The organism is Brevundimonas sp. FV1ye4L, assembly GCF_058681255.1.
Map to the genome: position 1 here is coordinate 1,244,011 of NZ_CM178734.1, position 23,534 is coordinate 1,267,544.

Annotated in this window: 26 protein-coding genes and 1 other annotated feature; of the genes, 14 read left to right on the top strand and 12 right to left on the bottom strand. The window is 67.0% G+C overall.

Annotated elements, in window-relative coordinates:
* Entirely contained in the window at positions 1-837 is an 837-nt protein-coding gene (locus ACW17X_RS05990; RefSeq protein WP_492100081.1) for a division plane positioning ATPase MipZ, read from the bottom strand.
* A gap of 128 nt (positions 838-965) precedes the next feature.
* Positions 966-1,565: an SPOR domain-containing protein gene (locus tag ACW17X_RS05995; RefSeq protein WP_492100082.1), complete on the bottom strand. Its 600-nt coding sequence runs from the start codon at positions 1,563-1,565 to the stop codon at positions 966-968.
* Between the two features lie 174 nt (positions 1,566-1,739).
* Here ACW17X_RS05995 and panC point away from each other — a divergent pair, with 174 nt between their 5' ends.
* Complete coding sequence (gene panC / locus ACW17X_RS06000) at positions 1,740-2,600, top strand: pantoate--beta-alanine ligase (RefSeq protein WP_492100083.1); 861 nt, start codon at positions 1,740-1,742, stop codon at positions 2,598-2,600.
* A 109-nt stretch (positions 2,601-2,709) separates the two neighbouring features.
* Here the strand turns inward: panC and ACW17X_RS06005 are convergent, their stop codons facing one another.
* Complete coding sequence (locus tag ACW17X_RS06005; protein ID WP_492100084.1) at positions 2,710-3,453, bottom strand: hypothetical protein; 744 nt, start codon at positions 3,451-3,453, stop codon at positions 2,710-2,712.
* 111 nt (positions 3,454-3,564) lie between these two features.
* Between ACW17X_RS06005 and ACW17X_RS06010 the strand changes: the two genes are divergently transcribed.
* Positions 3,565-4,170, top strand: coding sequence for an LOG family protein (locus tag ACW17X_RS06010; protein WP_492100085.1), 606 nt, complete (start codon positions 3,565-3,567; stop codon positions 4,168-4,170).
* A 105-nt stretch (positions 4,171-4,275) separates the two neighbouring features.
* The gene (locus ACW17X_RS06015) at positions 4,276-4,569 is read left to right on the top strand and encodes a DUF8200 family protein (protein WP_492086472.1); all 294 of its coding nucleotides are present in this window, start codon (positions 4,276-4,278) and stop codon (positions 4,567-4,569) included.
* 16 nt (positions 4,570-4,585) lie between these two features.
* Here ACW17X_RS06015 and gltX read toward each other — a convergent pair whose 3' ends face one another.
* From gltX to ACW17X_RS06030, 3 genes are all read right to left on the bottom strand, one after another.
* On the bottom strand, positions 4,586-5,920 hold the full coding sequence (gene gltX / locus ACW17X_RS06020) for a glutamate--tRNA ligase (protein ID WP_492100086.1): 1,335 nt from the start codon (positions 5,918-5,920) through the stop codon (positions 4,586-4,588).
* Between the two features lie 91 nt (positions 5,921-6,011).
* Positions 6,012-6,446 (bottom strand): RNA polymerase-binding protein DksA, encoded by a 435-nt coding sequence (gene dksA, locus ACW17X_RS06025; protein ID WP_492086470.1) that lies wholly within the window; start codon positions 6,444-6,446, stop codon positions 6,012-6,014.
* A 176-nt stretch (positions 6,447-6,622) separates the two neighbouring features.
* Positions 6,623-7,048, bottom strand: coding sequence for a flagellar assembly protein FliX (locus tag ACW17X_RS06030; RefSeq protein ID WP_492100087.1), 426 nt, complete (start codon positions 7,046-7,048; stop codon positions 6,623-6,625).
* 183 nt (positions 7,049-7,231) lie between these two features.
* Between ACW17X_RS06030 and ACW17X_RS06035 the strand changes: the two genes are divergently transcribed.
* The 4 genes from ACW17X_RS06035 (at position 7,232) to ACW17X_RS06050 (ending at position 10,744) form a co-directional block, all read left to right on the top strand.
* Positions 7,232-8,347: a flagellar basal body P-ring protein FlgI gene (locus ACW17X_RS06035; protein WP_492086468.1), complete on the top strand. Its 1,116-nt coding sequence runs from the start codon at positions 7,232-7,234 to the stop codon at positions 8,345-8,347.
* Between the two features lie 2 nt (positions 8,348-8,349).
* Complete coding sequence (locus ACW17X_RS06040) at positions 8,350-8,661, top strand: rod-binding protein (protein ID WP_492086467.1); 312 nt, start codon at positions 8,350-8,352, stop codon at positions 8,659-8,661.
* Positions 8,658-9,095, top strand: a complete 438-nt coding sequence (locus tag ACW17X_RS06045) for a flagellar basal-body protein FlbY (RefSeq protein WP_492100088.1) — start codon at positions 8,658-8,660, stop codon at positions 9,093-9,095. Before ACW17X_RS06040 ends, ACW17X_RS06045 begins: the two co-directional genes overlap by 4 nt.
* A gap of 80 nt (positions 9,096-9,175) precedes the next feature.
* Entirely contained in the window at positions 9,176-10,744 is a 1,569-nt protein-coding gene (locus tag ACW17X_RS06050) for an EAL domain-containing protein (RefSeq protein WP_492086465.1), read from the top strand.
* On the opposite strand, the gene ACW17X_RS06055 is transcribed toward ACW17X_RS06050, so the two are convergent.
* A complete protein-coding gene (locus tag ACW17X_RS06055; protein WP_492086464.1) occupies positions 10,741-12,222 on the bottom strand; it encodes a SulP family inorganic anion transporter in 1,482 nt (493 codons plus the stop codon). The genes ACW17X_RS06050 and ACW17X_RS06055 overlap by 4 nt on opposite strands.
* Positions 12,223-12,281: 59 nt before the next feature.
* Positions 12,282-12,343 (bottom strand) — a sequence feature (sul1 is cis-regulatory element that is thought to sense ions involved in sulfur or methionine metabolism; They are found in Alphaproteobacteria).
* 46 nt (positions 12,344-12,389) lie between these two features.
* Positions 12,390-13,634 (bottom strand): dipeptidase, encoded by a 1,245-nt coding sequence (locus ACW17X_RS06060; protein WP_492100089.1) that lies wholly within the window; start codon positions 13,632-13,634, stop codon positions 12,390-12,392.
* A 217-nt stretch (positions 13,635-13,851) separates the two neighbouring features.
* On the opposite strand from ACW17X_RS06060, the gene hemF reads away from it, so the two are divergent.
* Entirely contained in the window at positions 13,852-14,733 is an 882-nt protein-coding gene (hemF, locus tag ACW17X_RS06065) for an oxygen-dependent coproporphyrinogen oxidase (protein WP_492100090.1), read from the top strand.
* Positions 14,730-14,921: a hypothetical protein gene (locus tag ACW17X_RS06070; RefSeq protein WP_492100091.1), complete on the top strand. Its 192-nt coding sequence runs from the start codon at positions 14,730-14,732 to the stop codon at positions 14,919-14,921. Before hemF ends, ACW17X_RS06070 begins: the two co-directional genes overlap by 4 nt.
* 415 nt (positions 14,922-15,336) lie before the next feature.
* Here the strand turns inward: ACW17X_RS06070 and ACW17X_RS06075 are convergent, their stop codons facing one another.
* Positions 15,337-16,212, bottom strand: a complete 876-nt coding sequence (locus tag ACW17X_RS06075; protein ID WP_492100092.1) for a LysR family transcriptional regulator — start codon at positions 16,210-16,212, stop codon at positions 15,337-15,339.
* A 79-nt stretch (positions 16,213-16,291) separates the two neighbouring features.
* Here ACW17X_RS06075 and ACW17X_RS06080 point away from each other — a divergent pair, with 79 nt between their 5' ends.
* Entirely contained in the window at positions 16,292-17,356 is a 1,065-nt protein-coding gene (locus tag ACW17X_RS06080) for a YeiH family protein (protein ID WP_492100093.1), read from the top strand.
* 188 nt (positions 17,357-17,544) lie between these two features.
* Here the strand turns inward: ACW17X_RS06080 and ACW17X_RS06085 are convergent, their stop codons facing one another.
* Positions 17,545-18,276 carry a glutamine amidotransferase-related protein gene (locus ACW17X_RS06085; protein WP_492100094.1) on the bottom strand — a complete coding sequence of 244 codons (732 nt, stop codon included), beginning with the start codon at positions 18,274-18,276 and terminating at the stop codon, positions 17,545-17,547.
* A 29-nt stretch (positions 18,277-18,305) separates the two neighbouring features.
* Positions 18,306-19,121 (bottom strand): 23S rRNA (adenine(2030)-N(6))-methyltransferase RlmJ, encoded by an 816-nt coding sequence (gene rlmJ, locus ACW17X_RS06090; RefSeq protein WP_492100095.1) that lies wholly within the window; start codon positions 19,119-19,121, stop codon positions 18,306-18,308.
* 115 nt (positions 19,122-19,236) lie between these two features.
* Between rlmJ and ACW17X_RS06095 the strand changes: the two genes are divergently transcribed.
* A complete protein-coding gene (locus tag ACW17X_RS06095) occupies positions 19,237-20,265 on the top strand; it encodes a DNA topoisomerase IB (protein WP_492100096.1) in 1,029 nt (342 codons plus the stop codon).
* Positions 20,266-20,324: 59 nt separating this feature from the next.
* On the top strand, positions 20,325-20,723 hold the full coding sequence (locus ACW17X_RS06100; protein ID WP_492100097.1) for a hypothetical protein: 399 nt from the start codon (positions 20,325-20,327) through the stop codon (positions 20,721-20,723).
* 3 nt (positions 20,724-20,726) lie between these two features.
* Here ACW17X_RS06100 and cysS read toward each other — a convergent pair whose 3' ends face one another.
* Complete coding sequence (gene cysS, locus ACW17X_RS06105; protein ID WP_492100098.1) at positions 20,727-22,178, bottom strand: cysteine--tRNA ligase; 1,452 nt, start codon at positions 22,176-22,178, stop codon at positions 20,727-20,729.
* A 130-nt stretch (positions 22,179-22,308) separates the two neighbouring features.
* Between cysS and folE the strand changes: the two genes are divergently transcribed.
* Together folE and ACW17X_RS06115 are read left to right on the top strand one after the other, a co-directional pair.
* Positions 22,309-22,923, top strand: coding sequence for a GTP cyclohydrolase I FolE (gene folE / locus ACW17X_RS06110; protein ID WP_492100099.1), 615 nt, complete (start codon positions 22,309-22,311; stop codon positions 22,921-22,923).
* A gap of 157 nt (positions 22,924-23,080) precedes the next feature.
* Positions 23,081-23,515, top strand: coding sequence for a biopolymer transporter ExbD (locus tag ACW17X_RS06115; protein ID WP_271164793.1), 435 nt, complete (start codon positions 23,081-23,083; stop codon positions 23,513-23,515).
* Positions 23,516-23,534: the final 19 nt, after the last annotated feature.

Genomic DNA, 23,534 nt, shown 5'->3' on the forward strand with positions numbered 1-23,534 from the left:
TCAGGCCGCCACGTCCAGCGGAGCCAAAGCCTGCTCCAGACCCATGGCCTTCATCAGATTGCGCATCTCCTGGCGCGCCGCGACGTGCGCCAGTGACACCGCCACCGGACGAATGTCGTTCGACAGGTCCGCCACCGTCAGGCCGAACGGGAACAGCTCGCGATAGATGACGCGGTCGCGCAGGCCCGGCCCGACGCGGAAACCGACCCGTTTGGCCAGCTTGTTCATCCGCTCTTCCAGGCGTTTGCGGTTACGCGCCTCGGCGACGGCCAGGCGGTTGGTCACCACCAGCCAGTCGATGGTGGCGTTCCGGCCCTGGCTGATCGCCCGGACCTTGCGCGCCTCCCAGACGCTTTCGGAATAGATCGAGGGTTTCAGCAGATCCAGGGTCACCGGATCGACCTCGCCCAGCAGGTCGAAGTCGACGAAACTGTCGTTCATCGGCGTGACGATCTGGTCGGCGCGGGCGTGGGCGGCGTTGGACACGGCCGTGTCGCCGCCTGGGGTGTCGATCAGGATGGCGTCCACGCCCGCCGCCACGGCCTCGTCGAAGGCGCGTTCGAAGGCGGCGATCTGCTCGGCCGTCCCGCCCTTGGCCAAGGCCTTGCCGTCGCCCATGTCAGGCATGAACGGCTGGGGCAGTTGCTGATTGTTAGCGGCCAGCCAAGCCAGGCGATTGGTGAAGAACCGTTGCATCGACCGCTGGCGCAGATCCAGGTCGATAATCGCCACCGTCCGGCCCGCATGCAGCAGGCCCGTGACGATGTGAATCGCCAGGGTGGACTTGCCTGCCCCGCCCTTTTCGTTGCCGAGGACGATCACGTGAGGCTGCGTCATGGAGGAAACCCTCTTTGGCGACCGACGCGACTCAACACAGCGCGGCCCTTGGACGGGTCAGAGTCGGCCCACCGAGGCCAAAGGTCAACGAGGCGTTAACGCGTATCTGTGGACTTCGGTCCGGCGGCTTAACCGGCGCGGCGGCACCAGGGGTCCGCCACCTGGGCGGCGGCGCACAGAGCAGAGGCCGCCTCGGTCGGGATCGGGCCGACCTTCAGACGGGTCAGGCTGCGGCCATCGACGTCAACACGCTCGAACACCGGCGACAGATTGGACAGGTCGGCCCTGGCCTTCAGCCGGGCCCAGGCCGCCTGAGCCCCGGCGGGACTGGAAAAGGCGCCCAGCTGGATCATTCTTCCGACAGGGCGAGGCTCGGTCCGAACCACGGCGGGACGAAGCCGGGGCGTTTCAGCGCCCCCCCCGCGTTCGGCGACCGCCTTAGTCACGACAGCAGGGGCCGCTTCCACAGCGGTTTCGACTGCCGGTCGGGCCATCCGCACCACGGCGTCGCGAAGCCCATCACCGTCGGAATTGGTCGAGATCATGGGGGTCCCGCCGCTGAGCGCGTCGCGGGCGTCCCACATTTCATGCGGCGTCATTACGGCCACGTGGGCAGGAGAGAATTTGACCTGTCGCAGCCCCCGGCCCTCGCGTGAGGGACGTTCGGGGCCCGACTTCGCGGCTTGAGGATCCATCGGAATGTCGATGGCGGCGACGCGCTCGGCCATGGCGCGGAAGCTCTGTGGCGCGCCTTCACCGGCCCCGCATCCTGCAAGGGCGAGGGCGAGCGTGATCAGAACTGGACGGGTCGCTCGTGCTGGCGTCATAAGCACGACCCTAGCCGCCAGGGTTTGAGGTCTGGTGCATCAACACGCTTAAGCCGAAGGGTTAACCGCTTCACCATGACCGAGCCTGCGTCCCTCCCCGTCGTCCGCACCGTGGCGGATCTACGCGCCGTCGTGCGCGACTGGAAAAGACAAGGCCTGACCGTCGGCATGGTTCCGACCATGGGCGCCCTGCACGAAGGCCATCTGACCCTGGTGCGCGAAGCCGGCCGCCGGGCGGACCGCGTGGTGGCCTCCAACTTCGTCAATCCAACCCAGTTCGCCGCCCACGAGGACCTGGGTCGCTATCCCCGCCGCCAGGAGGAGGACGCCCGTCTGCTGTCCGGGGCGGGCTGCCATCTGATGTTCGCCCCGACGCCGGAGGAAATGTACCCGCAGGGCTTCGCCACCAGCATCGCCATGACCGGGCCGGCGCTCGGGCTTGAGGGCGATTTTCGCCCTCAGATGTTCGGCGGGGTCGCTCTGGTCGTGACCAAGCTGTTCAACCAGGTGCAGCCGGACCTCGCCGTGTTTGGCGAGAAAGACTACCAGCAGCTGATGGTCATTCGTCGCTTCGTCCGCGATCTGGACCTGCCGGTCGAGATCGTCGCGGCGCCGACCGAACGCGACGCGGCTGGCCTCGCCCTGTCTTCCCGCAACGACTATCTGTCCGAGACCGATTTAGGCGTCGCGCGCCGCCTGAACCAGATTCTGGCCGAGGCCGCCGCGGCCGCAGCCGCCGGCCGTCCCCTGCCCGGCGTGGAACGGGACGCCTATTCCGCCATCCTCAAAGCCGGGTTCGAGCGGATCGATTATGTGGCGGTTCGCCACGCCGAGGATCTGTCGCCGTTCCGCGACGGCGTGGTCGATGCCCCCGCGCGCATTCTGGCCGCCGCCTGGCTGGGCAAGACCCGGCTGATCGACAACATGGGCGTCTGAACGGGCCAAAAAAAAAACCCGACGCGAACGCCGGGCTTTGAAAAGGTTCGGTGATGGTGCGTCCCAAAAAGGGACAGTTCCTTCATTGGGCGCTTCGGTTAACAATGTCTTACGAACGTCGATCCGGCAGCCAGACGGTCTGACGGCCGCTCGGGCCGGTGGGCCAGGTCAGCCGCCAGCCCTCGCCGGCGCGGACCGGCGCATAGTCCGACTGCGACCCGAAACCGGGAAAGGCGAACCGGGCGCCGTTCACTTCGATGACGGCTGCGCCGCCGCCCGGCGCCATGGCGCGCCAGGCGCCCGCAGGCCCTCGCATGACGGAGGTGCGCGCCCCGTCGATCGATACACTCGGCAGATCACCGGCGGTTCGCCCCGACAGAATGACGGCCGCCCCGTCCGAATCGACAGCGTCCAGAACGCCCAGGCCGTCCAGACGCCGCGTCGGTTCGCCTGACGCGATCAGTAACAGCGGGCCGGCTCCGCCCCCAATAAGCACAAGCGTCTCCGGAGATGGCGCGGCGTCCTCGCCCACCTGAACCTCGGGCGTCAGGCGAATATCGCCCGTCCCTGCCGGAACGCGCAGTTCGAAACGCCCCGCCGCATCGGCGGCGACGGCCACGGCGGCGCCGTCGCCTCCGCGCAAGACGACGCGGGCGTCCGGCCCGGCCCGCCCGCGCACGACGACGCCGGTCCCATCCCGCATCGCCGCATCGACCTGGGGCGGCTGGACCCAGACGGACGCCGTCGGCTCATCCATGGCCGTGGCTGCGCCTTCGCCCTGTCTGGAGCAGGCGGTCACCGCCGCGACTAGGGTCGCGGCCAAGACGACCGTGGCTGTGATCCGGCGTTTCATCCTGCGCCTCGACGATATATGGCTGACAGCCAAGCGGCTCGGGAATCTGTTACCCCGCCCGCCGCCGGTTTGGCCATGGGTCGACCGCGCAATCGTTCAGTCCGAGGCTCCATGTCCCTGCCACCCGTTTCATTCCTTCCCTTCGACGGCCCGTCCGTCTGCCTGTTCTGCGGCTCTTCCGACCGCGCCGACCCCGCCTACACAGAGGCCGCGCACGCCTTCGGCAGGGCGACGGCGCAAGCGGGTTGGCGACTGGTCTATGGCGGCGGCGGGGTCGGACTGATGGGCGCCTCGGCGCGCGGCGCGCACGAGGCCGGCGGCCGCGTGGTCGGCATCATGCCCGCCTTCCTGCGCAGCCGCGAACGCCTGTTCGACGAGGTCGAGACCGTCGTGGTCACCTCGATGCACGAGCGCAAACAGCTGATGTACGATCAATCCGACGCCTTCGTGGTCGCGCCCGGCGGCATCGGCACCCTGGAAGAGGTCGTTGAGCTTCTGTCTTGGAAGCGGCTGGACCTGCATCAGAAGCCAGTCGTTTTCCTCAATCTGAACGGCTTCTGGGACGGCTTCTTCGCTCTGATGCGCCACAGTGTCGAAGAGGGCATGACCCCCGCCGCCTTCCTGGACGCCTGGACCGTCGCCGATACGGTCGAGGAGGCGATGGTTCAGATCCAGGCCAATGACAGCGCAACCGAAAGGAAATATGATCGTCGATAGGTTATCGCCGCTCATAAATATTTTTCAGGTCGGGTTGACAGTTTTTATCGAAAACTGACATTGGCCGCGACGGCACGACGCCGTTCTTCAATCCGGAGAGTTATCATGCGCGTCCTGCTCGTCGCCGCAGCCCTGTTCGCCGCCGCCCCCGCGATGGCCGAAGCCCCCGCCGCCACCCGCCTGACCCTGGCTGACGCCGCCACCGCGCCCGCGCGCGCCACCATCATCGACGGCGCGCGCTGGTCCTGCGAAGGCGCGACCTGCACCGCCGCCGGCGGGACGGAACAGCCGGCGACGCGCGCCTGCCGTCGCGTGGTTCAGAAGTTCGGCCGCGTGACGGCCTTCTCCTACAAGGGCGTCGAACTCCGCGCCGAAGAACTGGCCGTCTGCAACGGTTGATCCCGGTCGAGGCGGCTTAGGCCGCCTCGCCTTTCAGACGCCGCTGGATGGTTTCACGGCCGATCAGCGGCGCCATGGCGGCCATGTCGGGGCCATGCGCCTGACCCGTCAGCGCCAAACGCAACGGCATGAACAGCGACTTGCCCTTGGCGCCGGTCTCGGCCTTGACGGCGTTGGTCCAGGCGGACCAGGCAGTCTCGTCGATCACTTCAGGCAGCAGGGTGGCGGCGGCGTCGATGAAGGCGGCGTCTTCGATCACCGGCTGGATCGGGCCACGCACGATCTTCGCCATTTCAACCACATCGGCGAACTTGTTCAGGTTGCCCCGCACGACCGACCAGAACGTCTCGCCCAGATCGGCGTCAAGCGCCTGTAGCCGCGGTTGGGCGGTGGCGTAGTCCATGACGTGCAGCGCCTGGGCGTTGAGGCGGTCCAGATCCGCGGTATCATAGCGCGCCGGCGAACGGCCCATCTTGGTGAAGGCGAAGCTGGCGCCCAGAGCCTGGACCGACTCGCCGACTTCCAGCGGATCCGAGGTGCCGATCCGGCCCAGGTGGCTGGTGATGGCGATCGGCTCATAGCCCTGGTCGCGCATGTCGCTGATCGACAGCGAGCCCAGGCGTTTGGACAAGGCCGCGCCGTCTGCACCGACCAGCAGCGGCATGTGGGCGAAGCCGGGAACCGTGGCGCCCAACGCTTCGAAGATTTCGATCTGCGCGCCGGTGTTGGTGACGTGATCTTCGCCCCGGATGATGTGGGTGATGGCCATGTCGATATCGTCGACCACGGACGGCAGGGTGTAGAGGAACAGGCCGTCCTCGCGGATCAGGACGGGGTCCGACATAGAGGCGGTGTCGACCTCGGCATGACCGCGCGCCAGGTCTTCCCAGGCGACCCGCTTGCCCTCCAGCTTGAAACGCCAGTGCGGACGGCGGCCCTCGGCCTCATAGGCGGCCTTCTGGTCCTCGGTCAGTTCCAGCGCGGCGCGGTCATAGATCGGCGGCAGGCCGCGCGACAACTGCACCTTGCGACGGCGATCCAGTTCGTCGGCGGTCTCATAGGCGGGATAAAGTCGGCCGGACGCCTTCAGCTTGGCGGCGGCCTCTTCGTAGCGGTCGAACCGCTTGGACTGGTTGTAACGTTCGTCCCACGGCATACCCAGCCAGGTCAGATCGTCCTCGATCCCCTGTTCGAACTCGGGCGTGGAGCGCGCCAGGTCGGTGTCGTCGATCCGCAGCACGAACGAACCGCCCTGCCCCTTGGCGAACAGCCAGTTCACCAGTGCGGTGCGGACATTGCCGACGTGCAGCTTACCCGTGGGCGACGGGGCGAAACGGACCTTGACGGACATAGGGGAGCGACCTTGAAAGCGAGGCGGCTAGGTCGCGCCGCAACCCGGCGAAGTCAAGGCCGCAGGGCCGCAAGCGCCGTCAATAGCACGATCAGTCGTCGCGGTGGACGCGTTCACGGCGTTCGTGGCGTTCCTGGGCTTCGACCGACAGGGTCGCCGTCGGACGGGCCTCGAGACGCCCCAGACCGATCGGTTCACCGGTGTCCTCGCAATAGCCGTACGACCCGTCCTCGATCCGACGCAGCGCGTCGTCAATCTTGGAGATCAGCTTTCGCTGACGATCCCGAGTGCGCAACTCCAGCGCGCGATCCGATTCCGACGACGCCCGATCCACCAGATCGGGGTGATTCTCGGTCTCGGCCTTAAGGTTGACCACCGTGCCCTTGGACTCGCGAAGGATGTCGTCCTTCCAGTCCAGCAGCTTCTTCTTGAAATAGGCAAGCTGCCGTTCGTTCATGAACGGCTCATTGTCAGACGGCCGATAAAGACCGGATTCGTCGGACACAACGGACGCCAAAGCGTTCATCGCACTCACGCTCTCTAAGCACGCCCCCCTGTGGCGTAAGGGCCGTATAGTCAGCCCGGAGAGTCCCGGCAACGGCGCTCGCGATTCCGTGATCACGATTAGGCGAAGGGCGGGGCTCGCGTGACATTTGGCGCGCAGTTTCGGCCGTAAATTTTGAAAACCCGAAGTTTTTAGGTTCAGGCGCCGCCGCGCCTAAGCTCTGCCTTGGCCAATTCGACCGACGCCCTCAGGTCTATCTGGTCAAGCAGGGCGTTCAACTCGGGGTTCCCGTCATCCGGCCGCTCTTCGCGCAACGTCCGAGCGAGTCGGTCAAGAGTCGCGTCGTCCGGCTCACCGGACAGCAGGGCCATCTTCATTTCGTCGAGACGATCGAGCAGACCCGTGCCCCGCTTAACTGCGCGACGTCGCTTTTCAAGCGGTCCCTCGACCCCCTGCAGCGCCATCAGGGCCGAGACGTCCGCGACGGTCGAGGCTGCAGCGCTGGCCGCCGGGGCGGCTGCCCCGGAAGCCGCTGAAGTCTGGCCCAACGAAAAGCCGGACGCGGAACGTGCAGCCTTGCCGCCGGCAGGGGCGCTGGGGCCCGTCGTCCCTGTGACCTTCATCGGCGCGTGCTCCGGCTCATGCTCGCATCCTTGGCGAACGGAATGACCGTTTGGTTAACGGCCCGGCAAATACTGCCGAAAGCAAGACGCTGCGCGGCCATTCACCCCATTATTTTCAACATCTTAGCTCGCGGCACGATCTTCGCACTACATCGATCGAAACGCCGTAAGGACGTCCGACCGATGCAGAATCTGCTTGCCCGCCTTGTCGCCCCTCTCGCCGTCTTTGCCGCTATGGGCGTCGTGGCGTCCCCGGCGCTGGCCCAATCGCGCATCAAGGATATCGCCGCCGTCGAAGGCGTGCGCGGCAACCAACTGGTCGGCTATGGCATGGTCATGGGTCTGAACGGCACCGGCGACAGCCTGCGTAACTGCCCCTTTACCCGACAGTCGCTGGAAGGCATGACCGAGCGTCTGGGCGTCAACATCCGCGGCGCCAACGCCAATACCAAGAACATGGCTGCGGTCATGGTGTCGGCCGAACTGCCGGCCTTCGCCACACCCGGCTCGCGGATCGACGTCAATGTCTCATCGATGTGCGACGCCAAGAGCCTTTTGGGCGGATCACTGGTCGTGACCAGCCTGCAGGGCGCCGACGGCCAAGTCTATGCGGTGGCCCAAGGCTCGGTTCAGACCGGCTCTGTCTCTGCCGGAGGCGGAGCAGGATCTTCGATCACGCGGGGCGTGCCGACCGCCGGCCGGATCGCGTCCGGCGCCTCGGTTGAGCGCGAGACCGGCTTCCAGATGGCCAATATGAACGAGGTGCGTCTGAACCTGCGCAACCCCGACTTCACCACGGCTCAGCGGGTAGCCGCCGCCGTCAACGCCGCCTATCCGGGCTCGGCTCTGGCCGAGAACGGAACGGTCGTGGCCCTGCGCGCACCGGGTCAGATGGGCATGGCCGGCTTTATCAGCCGGGTCGAGAACCTGCCAGTCACGGTGGACTCCCCGGCCAAGGTCATCATCGACGAGGTCAACGGCGTCATCGTCATGGGCGACGCGGTTCGGATCTCGCGAGTCGCCATTGCCCAAGGCAACCTGACCATATCGGTCGATGAACAGCCCTTTGTCAGCCAACCGGCGCCGTTTGGTCAGGGACAGACCGTGGTCGTTCCGCAAGCCGACATCACGGTCGAGGAAGACCTTGGCACGCAGATGCGCCTCGTCGGCGGCGGAACCAGCCTGTCGACCCTGGTCAACGGCCTCAACGCCCTGGGTGTCAGTCCGCGCGACATGATCAGCATCCTTCAGGCCATCAAGGCGTCCGGCGCCCTGCAGGCCGACATCGAGGTGATGTGAGCATGACCGACCTCGCCGTCTCCGCCGACTTGCTCCGCCCCGCTCAGGGCCTGACCGCCAACACGGCCGGCGCGTCCAAGGACAAGGTCAAGGAAACCGCCGAAGCCTTCGAGGCCTCCTTCCTGTCGCAGATGCTGAAGCCGATGTTCGAGGGCCTTTCCACCGACGGCCTGTTCGGCGGCGGTCAAGCCGAGGCGACCTGGCGCAGCTTCCTGCTGGACGAAATGGCCAAAAAGACAGTCGCAGCGGGCGGCATCGGCCTGTCCGGTTCAGTCATGGACGAGATGCTGAAAATGCAGGAGGGCGCGCAATGAGTGATGCCGACCTCGCCACCGCTCGGGTTCGTCAACTTCTCGAACTGACTCGACGCCTGACGGATCGGCTGGCGACCGAAACCCGCGCCTTCGAAGAAGGTCGGCCTCAAGCCGTCGCCGCGAGCCTGGCGGAGACACAGGAGATGGCCAACCTGTATCGTCGCGACTCCGGCCATGTGAAAGCCAACCCCGCCCTGCTGGCCGGCGCTCTCGCAACCGAGCGCATGGCCTTGATCGAGGCGACCCGCGCCTTCGAAGCGGTTCTGGCGCGCCATGCCAGCGCGGTGGACGCGGCCCGCAAGATCTCCGAAGGACTGGTGCGCGCGATCGCCCATGAGGTCGCCGCCGCCCGGACGCCCGCTTCGGCCTATGCCGCAGACGGCCGCCCAGCCCAGGGCGACGGCCGCGCGGTCGCCTTCAACCGCAAGGCCTGAAGCCAAAAGATCGGCGGCCTCAAAATCGCGCCGGTGTTGCCGATTTTTTAAGCGGCGAGAGGCATGGTGGCGACATGTCGATGACAACTCGCCTTCTCGGTCTGGCCTTCGCATCTGCGGATGCCCTGGTCGAAATTGACGCCGAAGGCCGCGTTGCCTTTGCGCTCGGCGCAGGGCCTTTGCCGGGTACGGATGTCGGGGCGCTTTGGACGGGCAAGCCCCTGGTGACCTTCCTTCATGAAGGTTACGGCGCGCTCGAGCTTCTGCTGCAGACCAAGCCTGGCGCACGCAGCCCCGCCGCCCAAATCCTGGTCCAGGCGGGGCCCGGGCGCGTGCGACGGGCCTCCCTGAGGGCCTTCATCCTCCCCCAGCTGGCGCCGGCCATTTCCTGCTCGATCGCCTATGAAGGCCCCGCCATAGCGGTGGATTCGCTTGAGACCCCCCCGCTTTTGGACGCCGAGGCCTTCCTGGCGGACGCCGCTCGCGTCGTGGCGCTATCGCCCAGTCTTTCACTCGCCTTCCTTGATATTCGCGGGCTCGAAGACCTGGCTGGAGAGGTCGCAGAAAAGGTCCAGCGCAGGATCGAAGCCACGCTTCAATCTGCGGCCGCGCAAGGTTCGTCGGCTGCCCAGATCACCTCGGAGCGGTACGCCCTGTTCCGCTCCCCCGGCGACACCCGCGACCTAGCCGCCGAAGTCGTTGAAGCCGGCCGCGCGGAAGGGGTGGACCTCGACGCCGAGTCTTTCGCCTCCAAACTCCCCGGAGGAGACACCCTGTGCGTCCTGCGCGCCATGCGGTACGCGATCGAGGCCTGCCTAAAGGACGACGGTCTCGCCAACCCGCAAGTCGCCTTCTCCGAGGCGCTGAAACGGACCTTCCGCGACGCCGAGGCTTTCCGCTCCGTCGTCAAATCGCGCGAGTTTGAAGTCCACTACCAACCCATTGTGCAACTGACCTCGCGTGCGGTTCACCATTTCGAAGCCTTGGCGCGCTTCAACGCCAGCGCCGGCCCCGCCAACGCCATTCGCATGGCCGAGGAGTTGGACATGATCGAATCCTTCGATCTGGCGGTGGCCGAGAAGGTGCTGAAGCGGATGCGCGCGCCGGGCGCGGGCCTGCTGAAGATGGCGATCAATGTGTCCGGCGCCTCGCTGGGCGACGACACCTATGTCGAACAACTGCTGCAGATGACCGCCGGTTCGCCTGTGGACCGCAAGCGGCTGATCGTCGAGATCACAGAAACCTCCGCCCTGGCGGACATCGGCGCCGCCAACCGACGCCTGGCGGCCCTGCGCGAAACAGGCATCAAGGTCTGTATCGACGACTTCGGCTCAGGCGCGGCCTCGTATGACTACCTGCGCAAGCTGTCGGTCGACGCCGTCAAGATCGACGGCGCTCTGGTCCGGGAGGTCCAAACCGACGAGGTGGTGCGCAATATGGTTGGCAACATCGTCGAGCTGAGCCGGTCGCTGAAGCTTGAGACCATCGCCGAGATGATCGAGACCGAAGAGGTGGTCACCGAACTCAAGGCGTTGGGCGTCGAGTACGGCCAGGGCTGGCTGTTCGGCCGCGCCGAGGCGGAGCCGCGCACCCAGCTGGCCAGCGCCGCGCCGGTCCGTCGCCGCGGCGCCGTTGAAGCCTGGGGCTAGTGGGCGGCGCCTGCGGGCAGATGCTCCTTCTCGAAGCGGCCCACCCGATCGACTAGCGTCCGGGCGGCCTGGTTCATGCCGATGACGTCCACCTCCGCGCCCTGGCGGCGATAGCGGAAGACGACCTTGTCCACGGCGGCGACGCCGGTTAGGTCCCACAGATGGGCCTCGGTCATGTCGATCTCGACCCGCTTGGGGTGGCCGTGGTGCTCGAAACTTGCGGCGAAGAGGTCGGCCGAGGCGAAGAACAGCTGGCCGGTGACGCGATAGCGCAGCACGCCCTCCTCCGGCGTCTCGATCTCGGTCACGGCGATGGTCTTGCCGACCTTGCGCATGAAGAAGACCGCCGACAGCAGCACGCCCAGGATCACGCCCTTTGACAGGTCATGGGTGGCGACCACGGTGACGGTGGTGGCGACCATGACGACCGACGACTGGAACGGGGTCGAGCGCAGCTTCAGCACCGAGCCCCAGTCGAAGGTGCCGATGGAGACCATGATCATCACGGCGACCAGGGCAGCCATAGGGATCTGAGCGACCCAGTCGCGCAGCACCAGGATCAGGAACAGCAGGAACAGGCCGGCCCAAAGAGTGGACAGCCGCCCCCGCGCGCCGGAGGTGACGTTGATGATCGACTGGCCGATCATGGCGCAGCCCGCCATGCCGCCGAACAGGGGCGACAGGATGTTGGCGATTCCCTGGCCGCGCGTCTCGCGATCCTTGTCCGACGGAGTGTCGGTGATGTCGTCCAGCAGATTGGCGGTCAGCAGGCTTTCCAGTAGACCGACGAAGGCCAGGGTCGCCGAGATCGGGGCAATGATGGCCAGGGTCTCCCAGGTCAGGGGCACGGACGGCAGGTGGAAGACCGGAAGCGTCGAAGGCATCTGGCCCATGTCGCCGACGGTGCGGACGTCCAGGCCCGTCATCATGACGAAGACGCTGATCAGGATGATGGCGACCAGGGGCGACGGCACGGCCTTGGTCAGGCGCGGGAAGCCGTAGATGACGACCAGGGCGGCCCCGACCAGGGCGAAGGTCTGCCAGTTGGCGCCGATCAGCTCGGGCATCTGGGCCAGGAAGATCAGGATCGCCAGGGAGTTGACGAAGCCGGTCATCACGCTGCGGCTGACGAACTTGATGTAGCGGCCCAGTTTCAGCAGGCCGATGACGATCTGGAACACGCCGCACAGGATCGAGGCGGCGAACAGGTATTCCAGCCCGTGGTCGCGGACCAGACCGACCATCAGCAGGGCCATGGCCCCGGTGGCGGCCGAGATCATGGCGGGACGGCCGCCGACGAAGGCGATGGTCACGGCGATGACGACGCTGGCGTAGAGGCCCACGGCGGGATCGACGCCGGCGATAATGGAGAAGGCGATGGCCTCGGGGATCAGAGCCAGGGCGACGACGGTCCCCGCCAGCAGGTCGCGGCGAGGGTTGGCGAGCCATTGCTGGCGCGCGGAGGCGATAAGGGACATTTGGGGTTCATCTGGGGTCTGCCGCCGACCTGGCGCGCGGCCATGGGTCGTATGCGGCGGGTTTCCCGGCGGATCGGCGGCCGGGATAGCCACCCGACGCTTCAAACAGGCCGGGTCCAAGGTGAGGCGCGCCTGATGCCCGGTCCCGGCCCGAAAGGCAAGGCCGCCTATCCGGCGGTCGGCTTGGCCAGCGACGGTCGCTCGGACGCCTTGGCGGCGGCGGTGGCTTCTACCGCGCGCATGACGCGCAGGAGGTTCTCGCCGGCGATCTTGCGAATGTCGGCCTCGGTCCAGCCGGCGTCCATCAGGGCGGCGAGGATGCGCGGATAGGCGTCCACGCCGGTCATGCCCTCGGGCAGGCTGCCGATGCCGTCGAAGTCGGCGCCGAGGCCGACGTGGTCGATCCCCGCGACCTGACGCACATGCTGGATGTGGGCGACGACGTCGGCCAGGGTCGCCTCTGGCGTCGGATGGGCGGCGGACCAGGCGGTCAGACCGGCCTCGACGGCGGTGGGATCGCCGGGGTTGAGGGTCTTCAGCCGCGCCTCCTCGCCCGCGCGGTCGGCGTTCCAGGCGCGGACCCGTTCGGAGACGAAGCCGGGGGCCAGGTTGATCATCACGATACCGCCGTCTTCAGGCATCATCCGCAGCACCCGGTCGGGGACGTTGCGGGGATGGGCCGTGATCGCCCGCGCCGAGGAGTGGGAGAAGATGACCGGGGCGTCGGACACCCGCATGGCGTCCAGCATGGTGTCCTCGGACACGTGGCTGAGGTCCACCATCATGCCCAGACGGTTCATCTCGCGCACCACGTCCTCGCCGAAGGGGCTGAGCCCGCCCCATTTGGGGGCGTCGGTCGCGCTGTCGGCCCAGGTGGTGGTTTTGGAGTGGGTCAGGGTCATGTAGCGGGCGCCGGCACGGTGGAACTCGCGCAGCAGGGCCAGGGAGTCGTCGATGGAATAGCCGCCCTCCATGCCGATCAGGCTGGCGATCCGGCCCGAGGCGAAGACGGCGTCGACCTGGTCCGCCGTGGTCGCCAAGCCGAAGACGTCGGGGTGGGCGGCGATGATCCGCTTGGCCGTGTCGATCTGTTCGAAGGTCTCCTCCACCGCCTCCAGCGGGGTCAGGCTGGCAGGGACATAGACCGACCAGAACTGGCCGCCGACGCCGCCGGCGCGCAGGCGGGCGATGTCGGTGTGGAGCGGGGTCGTGGCCTCGAGATCGGTCGTCAGATCAACGGCGTAGACGTCGTTTCCGTACTGCTGGCGCAGGGCCCAGGGCAGGTCGTTGTGGCCGTCGATCAGGGGGGTGGTCTTCAGGATCTCCAGCACGCGGGCCTCGCCGGCGGATTGGGCGTTAGCGGCGGTGGCGAAAGCGGCGACGGCCACGCCGGCCAGCAAATGACGGATCATGATGCGACTCCCTGATGTTGCGACGCACACTGACAGACGGACCGCGAGAAAAGAACCCTCTCCCGCTTGCGGGAGAGGTGGCCCGGCGTTCGCGCAGCGAACCAGGGTCGGAGAGGGGAGTATCGCTCAGTAGAAGACTTCCCCCATCGTCAGGCGTGTCGCTTCGCGCCACGACCTGCCACTTCCCCCGCAAGCGGGGGAAGGTCTAAGAGACGGCATGAGCGACGCCGTCTTTTCCGATCCGCTCGACCTGAAGAAGGTCGAGACCCGCGCCTGGTTCGAGCATCTGCGCGACCGTATCCACTCCGCCTTCGAGGCGCTGGAGGATGCGGCGCCCGATGATCTGTTTCCGGGGGAGCCGGGGCGGTTCGTGCGGACGCCGTGGGACCGCGAGGCGGGCGGCGGGGGCGTCATGGGGATGATGCACGGCCGGCTGTTCGAAAAGGTCGGGGTCCATGTATCGACCGTCCACGGATCGTTTCCGGCCGACTACGCCAAGACGGTGCCGGGCGCGGCGGAGGATCCCCGGTTCTTCGCCACCGGGATCAGCCTGATCTGCCATCCGGTCAGCCCCAGGGTTCCGGCGGTGCATATGAACACCCGCTTCATCGCCACGACCCAGAGCTGGTTCGGCGGCGGGGGCGATCTGACGCCGGTGCTGGACGCGGATCGGCGCCAGGACCACCCGGACACCCTGGCCTTCCACGCCGCGATGAAGGCCGCCTGCGACGCCCATGATCCGGACTGGCACGCCAAGTACAAGGCCTGGTGCGACGAGTATTTCTTCCTGCCGCATCGGCAGGAGCCGCGCGGGACCGGCGGCATCTTCTATGACCACCACGACAGCGGCGACCATGACCGGGACTTCGCCTTCACCCGCGACGTGGGTCTGGCCTTCCTGGACATCTATCCGAAGATCGTGGCCGGGCGGATGGGCGAGGCCTGGACGGCCGACGAGCGCGAGGAGCAGCTGGTGCGGCGCGGGCGGTATGTGGAGTTCAACCTGCTGTACGACCGTGGCACCATGTTCGGCCTCAAGACCGGCGGCAACGTCGATTCGATCCTCAGCTCCATGCCCCCGGTGGTGAAATGGCCGTGACGTCCCCCCTTGCGAAGATCCTGCTGCGGCCCCTGGCCACCTCGGCCCTGTTCACCGTGCTGTATGGGATCTATCTGGTCCTGGCGAAGCAGCCGCAGATTCCGCTGACCCTGTTCGTGGTGATCGGCTTCTACTTCGCGGCGTCGCTGCTGCTGGAGCGGTTCGTGTTTCCCCGGATTGGACTCTGATCGAAAAAAGACCGTCTGAATTGTCTGAATAGTCTGAAATCCGGCGACGCTCGCGCCTTTGAAACCGCGTCCCCAAATTGCACTGCACAGGCGAAATCGGTGCAATATGCAAAAGAGTGCAGTTTGACGGCGTGTTTTCCATTCGATTGTCAAAGACCTGGCGCCCAGTCTAACCCCGCCCGGAGGGGTGATAGGTCGATTGTCGAAATTTCTTCGATATCCCTTAGAATTCAAAATGCGGTTGTCCGGAATTAGGGGCGCAGCCCCTCTCCGCTCATCCCCGCGAAAGCGGGGACCCAGTGTTTTCGTTCGCACGGGCGCGGGCTCAGCGGCGCGGGCCGCCTTTGAAAACTATCGCCCAAAGGACTGGGTCCCCGCTTTCGCGGGGATGAGCGGACCAAGGTGCAGCGGGACCTCACCCCATGGGCGCGACGAAGGCGTCGCCGGCGCGGCTGCGGTAACGTCCGCGATGCCGCAACAGACGGAAGGGGCGCTCCGGCAGGCTGAAGGCGGCGGTGACCAGACGGCCGGCGGCGACCGATCCATAGGCCACGCTTTCGGACAGGGCCGTGGCCCCTGCCCCTGCCTCGGCCGCCGCCAGCACCGCCTCGTTCGACGGCAGGGTCATGGCGATGGACAAGGCGGCGGGGTCCACGCCCGCGTTTCGTAGGGCCGTTTCCAGGGTCGAGCGGGTGCCCGAGCCCGCCTCGCGCAGGACCCAGGCCTGGGTCGCCAGGGTCTGGGCCTCCAGTCGGCGCAGCCCGGCCCAGGGATGGTCGGGCGTGACCAGGACCGCCAGCCGGTCCGAGCCCACCACCGTCTGATCCAGCAAGGGCTGGTCGATCTCGCCCTCGACCAGACCCAGTTCGGCCGCGCCGCTCAACACCCCCTCGGCCACCTCACGCGTATTGCCGATGGCCACGTCCAGTTCGACGCCGGGGTGGGCCGCGTGAAAGGCGGCCAGCCGGCGCGGCAGCCAGGCGCTGGCGATGGTCTGGCTGGCGAAGATGGTCAGGCGGCCGCGCCGCAGGGCGCTCATGTCCGCCAGCGCCGCCTCGGCCGCCGCCGCGCGGGCCAGCACGGCCTTAGCCTCGGGCAGGAATGCCAGACCGGTCTGGTTCAGAACCACGCCCCGGCCCACCCGGTCGAACAGATGGACGTCATGTTCGGCCTCGAGCGCCGCGATGGCGTTGGAGACCGCCGACTGGGTCAGGTTCAGCGCCCGCGCCGCCGCCGTCACATGCTGACGCTCGGCCACGGCGACGAAGATGCGGAGGCGTTCAAGGGTCACAACCAATCTCCAAATCAGATTGAAACGACCATAACAATCCGTTGGACCGGGGTCGAGGGGCGGCGCATCAAGCGGGACAATGAAGTCCGCCGCCCCTGCCGCCGTTCTGAGCCCGCCCCTGCCCCGCATGATACGGTTGGGCGCGTTCGGGCGCGCGGTCTGGCCCGGCCTGATGATGAGCCTGGTCGTCGCCCTGGCGGCGGTGGGCCTGGGCGGCCTGGAACGCGAGGCGGTCGGCAAGACCTGGCTGGAGCCGCTGGTGCTGGCCATCCTGCTGGGCGCCGGCGTGCGGGCGGCGTGGACGCCGGGCGCCCGATTCTCGCCCGGGATCGATTTTTCGGCCAGAATCCTGCTGGAGGTGGCGGTGGTCCTGCTGGGCGCCTCGGTCAGTGCGGCGACCCTGTCGTCGCTGGGGCTGGGGTTCGTGGCCGGCGTCTTCGCCCTGGTCGCCGCCGCCATATTGGTCGGGTTCGGGATCGGGCGGGCCCTGGGGCTGAACCCGCGCATGGCCCTGCTGGTGGCGTGCGGCAACGCCATCTGCGGCAACTCGGCCATCGCCGCCGTGGCCCCGGTGATCGACGCCGACGGCGAGGAGGTCGCCGCCTCCATCGCCTTTACGGCGGTGCTGGGGGTGGTGGTGGTTCTGACCCTGCCGCTGCTGGGCGGACTGATGTCCATGAGCGGCCTGCAATACGGCGCCCTGGCGGGACTGACCGTCTATGCCGTGCCCCAGGTGCTGGCCGCCGCAGCTCCGTTCGGCGCGGTCGCGACCCAGACGGGGACGGTGGTCAAGCTGGCGCGGGTGCTGATGCTGGGGCCGGTGATCCTGGTGCTGTCGGTGATTTTCCGGGATCGGGCGGAGGGGGCGAAGGGGCCGGGTCTGCACCGGCTGCTGCCGTGGTTCATCGTCGGTTTCCTGGCGATGATCGCCCTGCGGAACCTGGAGCTGATCCCGCAGGCGGCGCTTTCGCCCATGGCGGCGGCGTCGGGCCTGCTGACCGTGGCGGCCATGGCGGCGCTGGGGCTGCAGACCGATATCCGGGCGGTAGCGCGGGCCGGCGGGCGGGTGGCGACGGCGGTGGTGTTGTCGCTGGCGGCGCTGGTGGGGCTGAGCCTGGGGCTGATTGCGGTGTTGGGGGTTTAGCCCTTCACTTTCGTCATTCTTCGGCAAGCCGCGCCTTCGCGGCGCAGACCGGGGAACCCAGCGGCGCCGAAGGCGATGTGGCCGCCGCACGATGCTCGATATCTCGTCCGCGACAGGTTCGCGCTATCGCGCGCCGCTGGGTCCCCCGGTTCCGCTTCGCGGCCCGGAGGATGACGAAAGTAAGGAAGCTAGATCCCGCTGCCCTGATCCTCGACCGGCGGCGGGGTCAGCAGGAGGAAGGCGCGGATCCAGGCGGTGAGGACGGCGCGGTCGTTGGGGCGTTTCAGGCTGTCGAGCGCGGCGTCGGCCAGGGGTTCGGGGATGCGCGAACCGCGCCGGACCTCGACCAGGGCGGCGGCGTAGTCGGGCTGGAACTCCGGATGGCACTGGAAGGAGATGGCGTCCTGGCCCCAGGCCAGGCCGGCGTAGGGGGTGAAGCCGCTGGAGGCGATGACGCGCGCATCGGGCGAGATGGCTGTCACCTGATCCTGGTGCGAGACGGGGATGGCGAGGGTGCGGGCGCGCGGCTGCATCCACGGCTCGTCGGCATGGACGTCATAGCGGTGCAGGCCGACGCCCCAGCCCTTGTCCGACTTCTCGACGGCGCCGCCAAAGGCGTGGGCCAGGACCTGATGGCCGAAGCAGATGCCGACGATCCGGGTCTGGCCGCGCGCCGCGCGCAGCCAGTCGATCAACTGGGGAATCCACGGCAGGTCGTCATAGACGCCGGCGGCCGAGCCGGTGACGATCACGCCCTGAAAGGCGGCGGGGTCTGACGGCAGATGGCCGGACTGGACGTCGAAACGGGTGGTCGGGACGTTTTCGCCCAGCAGGGCGCGGAACCGGGCCGGATAGTCGTCGAAACTGTCCTTCAGGGCCTCGGGCGGGTGGCCGGTTTCCAGGATGGCGATACGGGTCATGGCGCCAACATAGGGGCGCCGCGCGCGGATCAGAAGGACCAGATTTCAGCCCGGCCGCCCGGATCGCCCAGACGGTCGGCGACCCAACCGCAGATCTGCTGCGCCGCGTCCTCGGCGCCCGGCGGCGGATTGACGATCACCAGGGCGCAGCCGTTCATCTTCATCGGATTGGTCAGGGGACGCAGGCGGGCCTCGGCGACCAGGGTCGAGCCGGCCTTGGTCTGGAGCCGGCGGATGAAGCCGTCGAAGGTCTCCAGATCCTTCAGCGGGGTCCAGACGGCGACGGTCGCGGCGGGGTCGCGGCGGACCACCGCCAGGGCGGTTTCGGCCGAACGGATATAGTCGTCGGGCTTCTCGAACGGCGGGTCGATCAGGATCAGGGGCGCCTTGGCCCGCGCCGCCTCGGCCGTGGCCAGGGCGTAGCCGTCGCCCTCGCGCGCCTCGGCGTTGGCGCGGTCAGCCAAGGCCTGGGCCAGGAGGGCGCGGACAGGCGGGTTCAGTTCGTAGCCGACATAGTTTCCGCCCGCCCCGAGGGCGTCAGCGATCAGCAGGGGCGAGCCGGGATAGAAGCGGGCGCCGCCGTCGGGGTTCAATGCCGCCACTCGGTCCGCCAGGGCCTGCATCAGGGGCGGCAGGTCCGGGTCGGTCATCAAACGCGCGACCCCGGCCTCGGCCTCCTTCGACCGCGCGGCGTCGCCGGACAGGTCATAGAGGCCGGCGCCGGCGTGGGTGTCGACCACCGTCAGCGGGCCCGCGGCCGCGCGGGTCTTCACCAGCCACAGGACCAGGGCGTGTTTGACCAGGTCGGCGAAGTTTCCGGCGTGGAAGCTGTGGCGATAATTCATGCCGCCTCGTGTCGCGCCGGGCGCGCGGGGTCAAGGGGAACTCGCGGGCGCGACGCCGCGTTGGTCGCCGGTCTAAGGCAAGCCGCTGAAAGATCAATGAAAAGGAAACGCCGGGATGGCGGACGGATCGCACGGCGTGGATATTGCGGCCGAGATTCCGCAGGGGCTGAGCTGGTGCAGCGACGAGGCCCCCGGCATCCGGCGGCGGCGCGCCGGCAAGGGCTGGTCCTATCGCGACGCCAAGGACCAGCCGGTCAAGGACGCCAAGGTTCTGGACCGTATCCGCGCCCTGGCCATTCCGCCGGCCTGGACCGACGTCTGGATCTGCCCCAAGGCCAACGGCCATATCCAGGCGACAGGCCGCGACGTGAAGGGGCGCAAACAGTACCGCTATCATGACGGCTGGAGCGCAGCCCGATCCGAGAATAAGTTCGACAAGCTGCCGGCCTTTTCGCGCGGCCTGCCCAAGCTGCGCGCCCAGGTGGAGCATGATCTGGGCCTGAGGGGGCCGGTGAAGGACAAGGTGCTGGCCACCGCCGTGCGCCTGCTGGAGATCACCTTGATCCGGGTCGGCAACGCCGCCTATGCGCGGGAGAACCGCAGCTATGGGCTGACCACCCTGAACAAGCGGCATCTGGAGGTGGACGGCGCGGCCCTGACGTTCGAATTCAGGGGCAAGAGCGGCAAGGACCACCGGGTCAGCGTCCGCGACCGGCGGCTGGCGCGGGTGGTGCGGGCGCTGGAGGAGCTGCCGGGCCAGCATCTGTTCAAATATCGCACCGCCGACGGGGAGTTGTGCCCCGTCACCTCGGACGATGTGAACGCCTATATCCGCGCGGCCATGGGCAAGCAGTTCTCGGCCAAGGATTTCCGCACCTGGGCGGGCACGGTCTCGGCCGCGCGGGCCTTGCGCGAGATGGAGCCACCGACCTCGCCCACCGACGCGAAACGCAAGATCGCCGTCTGCGTGAAGGCGGTCGCCAGCCTGCTGGGCAATACGCCGACGGTGTGCCGGGCCTCCTATGTCCATCCGAAAGTGATGGAGCTGTACGAAAGCGGTGAGTTGAAGACCGCCCTGCCCGGCCCAGACGCCAAGGGGTTCGAGAAGGCGCTTATTCGCGCCTTGAAGCTTACCCCAATGTAACTTGGACGATCATTGTTCTTCGAATAATGGGTTGCGAGGTCTTTCGGGGAAAACACGCCATGAACCTGTCCACCGCCTTCCTGCGGCTCGCCGTGCTGTTCGCCGCCCTGGGCGTGTCGCTCGGTTATTTCATGGGGGTGACCCATGATTTCACCATTTCGCCCGTCCACGCCCACATCAACCTGTTGGGGTGGGTGTCGATGTTTCTGTATGGCCTGTTCTACCGGGTGTTTCCCGAAGCCCAATCGGGCGCCCTGCCGCTGATCCATTTCTGGCTGGCGGTGATCGGCCTGCCGATCATGATGGCGGCCCTGGCGGTGCAGTTGCTGGGCGTGACTTCGCTGATGCCGTTCGCCGTTATCGGCATCATCGCCGGGCCGACTCTGGTGCTGCTGGGCATGTTCCTGTTCGCCGGCATCGTCTTCTACGGCACCAGTGCCAAGGCCGCCGCAGCCTGAAGTCTATCCCTTCATGCGCCAGGTCGCGCCGTCGGGACCGTCCATGACGACGACGTTCAGGGCGTTCAGGCGGTCGCGGATGCGGTCGGCCTCGGGCCAGTACTTTTCGGCACGCGCGGCGGCGCGTTGCTCAAGCAAGGCCTCGACCTCGGCCTTCAGAGCGGGATCGCCGCCCTCGAACCAGGCATCGGGCGTCAGAGACAGCACGCCGAGCAGGCCTGCCGCTTCGACCAGACTCCAGCGAGCCATGGCGACGTCGTTGATGTCGGTCTCACCGTCGTTGAGCAGATCGCGCAAGGTGTTTCCAAGACCGAACAACTGGGCGATGGCGCCCGGCGTGTTGAGATCGTCCTCAAGCGCGTCGAGAACCGGATCCAGGGCGTTCTCGGCCAGCTCCATCTCGGCTTCGTCCAGCGTGGCCTGATCGAAGTCGGCCAGCGCCGCGTCGGCGTCACGCAAGACGCCGTACAGCCGGTCGAGGTTCTTGCGGCTCTGATCCAGCAGGCCCTGGTTCCAATCCAAGGGCTGGCGGTAGTGGGCCGACAGCAGCGCCCAGCGGACGACCTCGCCCGGCATGGCCTGGACCAGGTCGTGCAGCAGCAGGACGTTGCCGATGGACTTGGACATCTTCTCGGCGTCCACGGTCAGGAAACCGTTGTGCATCCAGTAGCGGGCGTATTCGTCGTGGGCCCTGTCGCCATAGGCATGGCCGTGGGCGCAGACGCCCTGGGCGATCTCGTTCTCATGGTGGGGGAAGACCAGATCGATGCCGCCGCCGTGGATGTCGATGGGCAGGCCCAGGGTCTGTTCGATCATGGCCGAGCATTCGATGTGCCAGCCGGGACGCCCCTCGCCCCAGGGCGACGGCCAGGAGGGCTCGTCCGGCTTGGACGGCTTCCACAGGACGAAGTCGTGGGGGTTCTTCTTGTAGGGCGCGACCTCGACGCGGGAGCCGGCGATCATGTCGTCCAGGTTCCGGCCCGAGAGGGCGCCGTAGGACGGATAGGAGGAGACGTCGAACAGGACGTGGCCTTCCGCCGCATAAGCGCAGCCGGCGTCGACGATGGCCTGGACCTGATTGACGATGGCCGGGATATAGTCGGTGACGTGGGGGGCGAGGTCGGGCGGCGAGACGTTCAGCAGGCCCATGTCGGCGAGATAGGCGGCCTCGTAGCGGGCCGTGACCTCGCCGATGGGCACGCCTTCGCGGGCGGCCTTCTGATTGATCTTGTCGTCCACGTCGGTGACGTTGCGGGCGTAGATCACCTTGTCGGCGCCGTATGTCCGGCGCAGCAGCCGCACCAGGACGTCGAACACCACCGGCGGGCGCGCATTGCCGATGTGGGCGTAGTCATAGACCGTCGGGCCGCAGACATAGAGGGTCACCCGGTTCGGATCGCGCGGTTCGAATAGGCGCTTTTCACGGCGCAGGGTGTCGTGGATGTGCAGCGGCATAGATAAGTCTTCAGCAGGTTTTCTTGCGGGACGGAGGGTCCGTCCCATATAGCGGCCTGATATACAGTCCCGACGGATTGTAGAAGCTATACCGGGCGGCCCCGACCGCCTCGGCCGGAAAATCGAGTTCATGAGCGTCATCCCTGCCAAGCCCGTCCTCGTCAGCGACGAAACCGTGCAGCGTCCCAGCCGCGAACAGGCGCTGGAGGCCGTACGCACCCTGATCGCCTGGGCCGGGGACAATCCCGATCGGGCGGGCCTGATCGACACACCCAAGCGGGTGGTGGACGCTTACGGGGAATGGTTCGACGGCTATGACGCCGACGCGGCCAAGGAGTTGAGCCGCACCTTCGAGGACGTGACCGGCTATGACGACATGGTCATCCTGCGTGAGATCGAGGTGGAGAGCCATTGCGAGCACCATCTGGCTCCCTTCCTGGGCAAGGCCTATGTCGCCTATCTGCCCGGCGAGAAGGTGGTCGGCATCTCCAAGCTGGCGCGGGTGGTCGAGATCTTCGCCCGGCGTCTGCAGAATCAGGAAACCCTGACCAACGACATTATCGAGGCCATCGAATCGCACCTGCAGCCCAAGGGAGTCGCGGTGATGATCGACGCCGCCCACCAGTGCATGACCACGCGCGGGGTGCACCACCGGCATGTTTCGACCGTCACCACCCGTTTCACCGGCGCCTTCAAGGACGATCCTGCCCTGATGGACCGGTTCCTGAAGCTGGCGAAGGCGTAAAGCCCTCGCCTGTCGCGGGTAATTGACGTTCAGGAACGCCGGATCGTTTAGAACCGCTTTACAAGCGCGCATCGGGACGCCAAGAACCGATCAAGCCCTTCGGGGACCCATGGGATGTGCCGGCGCGAAGCGCGGCGGCGAGTAACGGAGACGATGCATGGCTGCCAAGCTCGGTGGTTCCGGCGGGGACAAGCACACGATCGAACAAACGGCGGATATCAACATCACGCCGTTCATCGACATTCTGCTGGTGCTGATGATCATCTTCATGGTCGCCGCGCCGATGGCGACGGTGTCGATCCGACTCGACCTGCCGCCGGCGCAGCCGCCGGTGAACCCGACCGAAGAAAAGGAACCGGTGTACATCACCATCCAGGACACCGGTCAGCTGTTCATCGCCGAGAAGCAGACCTCGATCGATAATCTGGCTGCTGACGTCTGCACCGCCCTGGGCGGTGGTTCCTGCCAGGAAGAGCGCGTCTTCGTCCGCGCCCAGCCGGAAGTGAAATACTCCCAGTTCATGGAAGTCATGAACAAGATGCAGGAGAACGGCTTCTTCAAGGTCGGTCTGCTGAACGAAGACATCGAATAGGACCGAGGTCCTTTCCAAG

What these genes read in the sequence shown, in the direction of transcription:
- ACW17X_RS05990 (WP_492100081.1), bottom strand. Translation starts at nt 837, where the DNA reads ATGACGCAGCCTCACGTGATCGTCCTCGGCAACGAAAAGGGCGGGGCA.
- ACW17X_RS05995 (WP_492100082.1), bottom strand. Translation starts at nt 1,565, where the DNA reads ATGGCCGAGCGCGTCGCCGCCATCGACATTCCGATGGATCCTCAAGCC.
- panC (WP_492100083.1), top strand. Translation starts at nt 1,740, where the DNA reads ATGACCGAGCCTGCGTCCCTCCCCGTCGTCCGCACCGTGGCGGATCTA.
- ACW17X_RS06005 (WP_492100084.1), bottom strand. Translation starts at nt 3,453, where the DNA reads ATGAAACGCCGGATCACAGCCACGGTCGTCTTGGCCGCGACCCTAGTC.
- ACW17X_RS06010 (WP_492100085.1), top strand. Translation starts at nt 3,565, where the DNA reads ATGTCCCTGCCACCCGTTTCATTCCTTCCCTTCGACGGCCCGTCCGTC.
- ACW17X_RS06015 (WP_492086472.1), top strand. Translation starts at nt 4,276, where the DNA reads ATGCGCGTCCTGCTCGTCGCCGCAGCCCTGTTCGCCGCCGCCCCCGCG.
- gltX (WP_492100086.1), bottom strand. Translation starts at nt 5,920, where the DNA reads ATGTCCGTCAAGGTCCGTTTCGCCCCGTCGCCCACGGGTAAGCTGCAC.
- dksA (WP_492086470.1), bottom strand. Translation starts at nt 6,446, where the DNA reads ATGAACGCTTTGGCGTCCGTTGTGTCCGACGAATCCGGTCTTTATCGG.
- ACW17X_RS06030 (WP_492100087.1), bottom strand. Translation starts at nt 7,048, where the DNA reads ATGAAGGTCACAGGGACGACGGGCCCCAGCGCCCCTGCCGGCGGCAAG.
- ACW17X_RS06035 (WP_492086468.1), top strand. Translation starts at nt 7,232, where the DNA reads ATGCAGAATCTGCTTGCCCGCCTTGTCGCCCCTCTCGCCGTCTTTGCC.
- ACW17X_RS06040 (WP_492086467.1), top strand. Translation starts at nt 8,350, where the DNA reads ATGACCGACCTCGCCGTCTCCGCCGACTTGCTCCGCCCCGCTCAGGGC.
- ACW17X_RS06045 (WP_492100088.1), top strand. Translation starts at nt 8,658, where the DNA reads ATGAGTGATGCCGACCTCGCCACCGCTCGGGTTCGTCAACTTCTCGAA.
- ACW17X_RS06050 (WP_492086465.1), top strand. Translation starts at nt 9,176, where the DNA reads ATGACAACTCGCCTTCTCGGTCTGGCCTTCGCATCTGCGGATGCCCTG.
- ACW17X_RS06055 (WP_492086464.1), bottom strand. Translation starts at nt 12,222, where the DNA reads ATGTCCCTTATCGCCTCCGCGCGCCAGCAATGGCTCGCCAACCCTCGC.
- ACW17X_RS06060 (WP_492100089.1), bottom strand. Translation starts at nt 13,634, where the DNA reads ATGATCCGTCATTTGCTGGCCGGCGTGGCCGTCGCCGCTTTCGCCACC.
- hemF (WP_492100090.1), top strand. Translation starts at nt 13,852, where the DNA reads ATGAGCGACGCCGTCTTTTCCGATCCGCTCGACCTGAAGAAGGTCGAG.
- ACW17X_RS06080 (WP_492100093.1), top strand. Translation starts at nt 16,292, where the DNA reads ATGAAGTCCGCCGCCCCTGCCGCCGTTCTGAGCCCGCCCCTGCCCCGC.
- ACW17X_RS06085 (WP_492100094.1), bottom strand. Translation starts at nt 18,276, where the DNA reads ATGACCCGTATCGCCATCCTGGAAACCGGCCACCCGCCCGAGGCCCTG.
- rlmJ (WP_492100095.1), bottom strand. Translation starts at nt 19,121, where the DNA reads ATGAATTATCGCCACAGCTTCCACGCCGGAAACTTCGCCGACCTGGTC.
- ACW17X_RS06095 (WP_492100096.1), top strand. Translation starts at nt 19,237, where the DNA reads ATGGCGGACGGATCGCACGGCGTGGATATTGCGGCCGAGATTCCGCAG.
- ACW17X_RS06100 (WP_492100097.1), top strand. Translation starts at nt 20,325, where the DNA reads ATGAACCTGTCCACCGCCTTCCTGCGGCTCGCCGTGCTGTTCGCCGCC.
- cysS (WP_492100098.1), bottom strand. Translation starts at nt 22,178, where the DNA reads ATGCCGCTGCACATCCACGACACCCTGCGCCGTGAAAAGCGCCTATTC.
- folE (WP_492100099.1), top strand. Translation starts at nt 22,309, where the DNA reads ATGAGCGTCATCCCTGCCAAGCCCGTCCTCGTCAGCGACGAAACCGTG.
- ACW17X_RS06115 (WP_271164793.1), top strand. Translation starts at nt 23,081, where the DNA reads ATGGCTGCCAAGCTCGGTGGTTCCGGCGGGGACAAGCACACGATCGAA.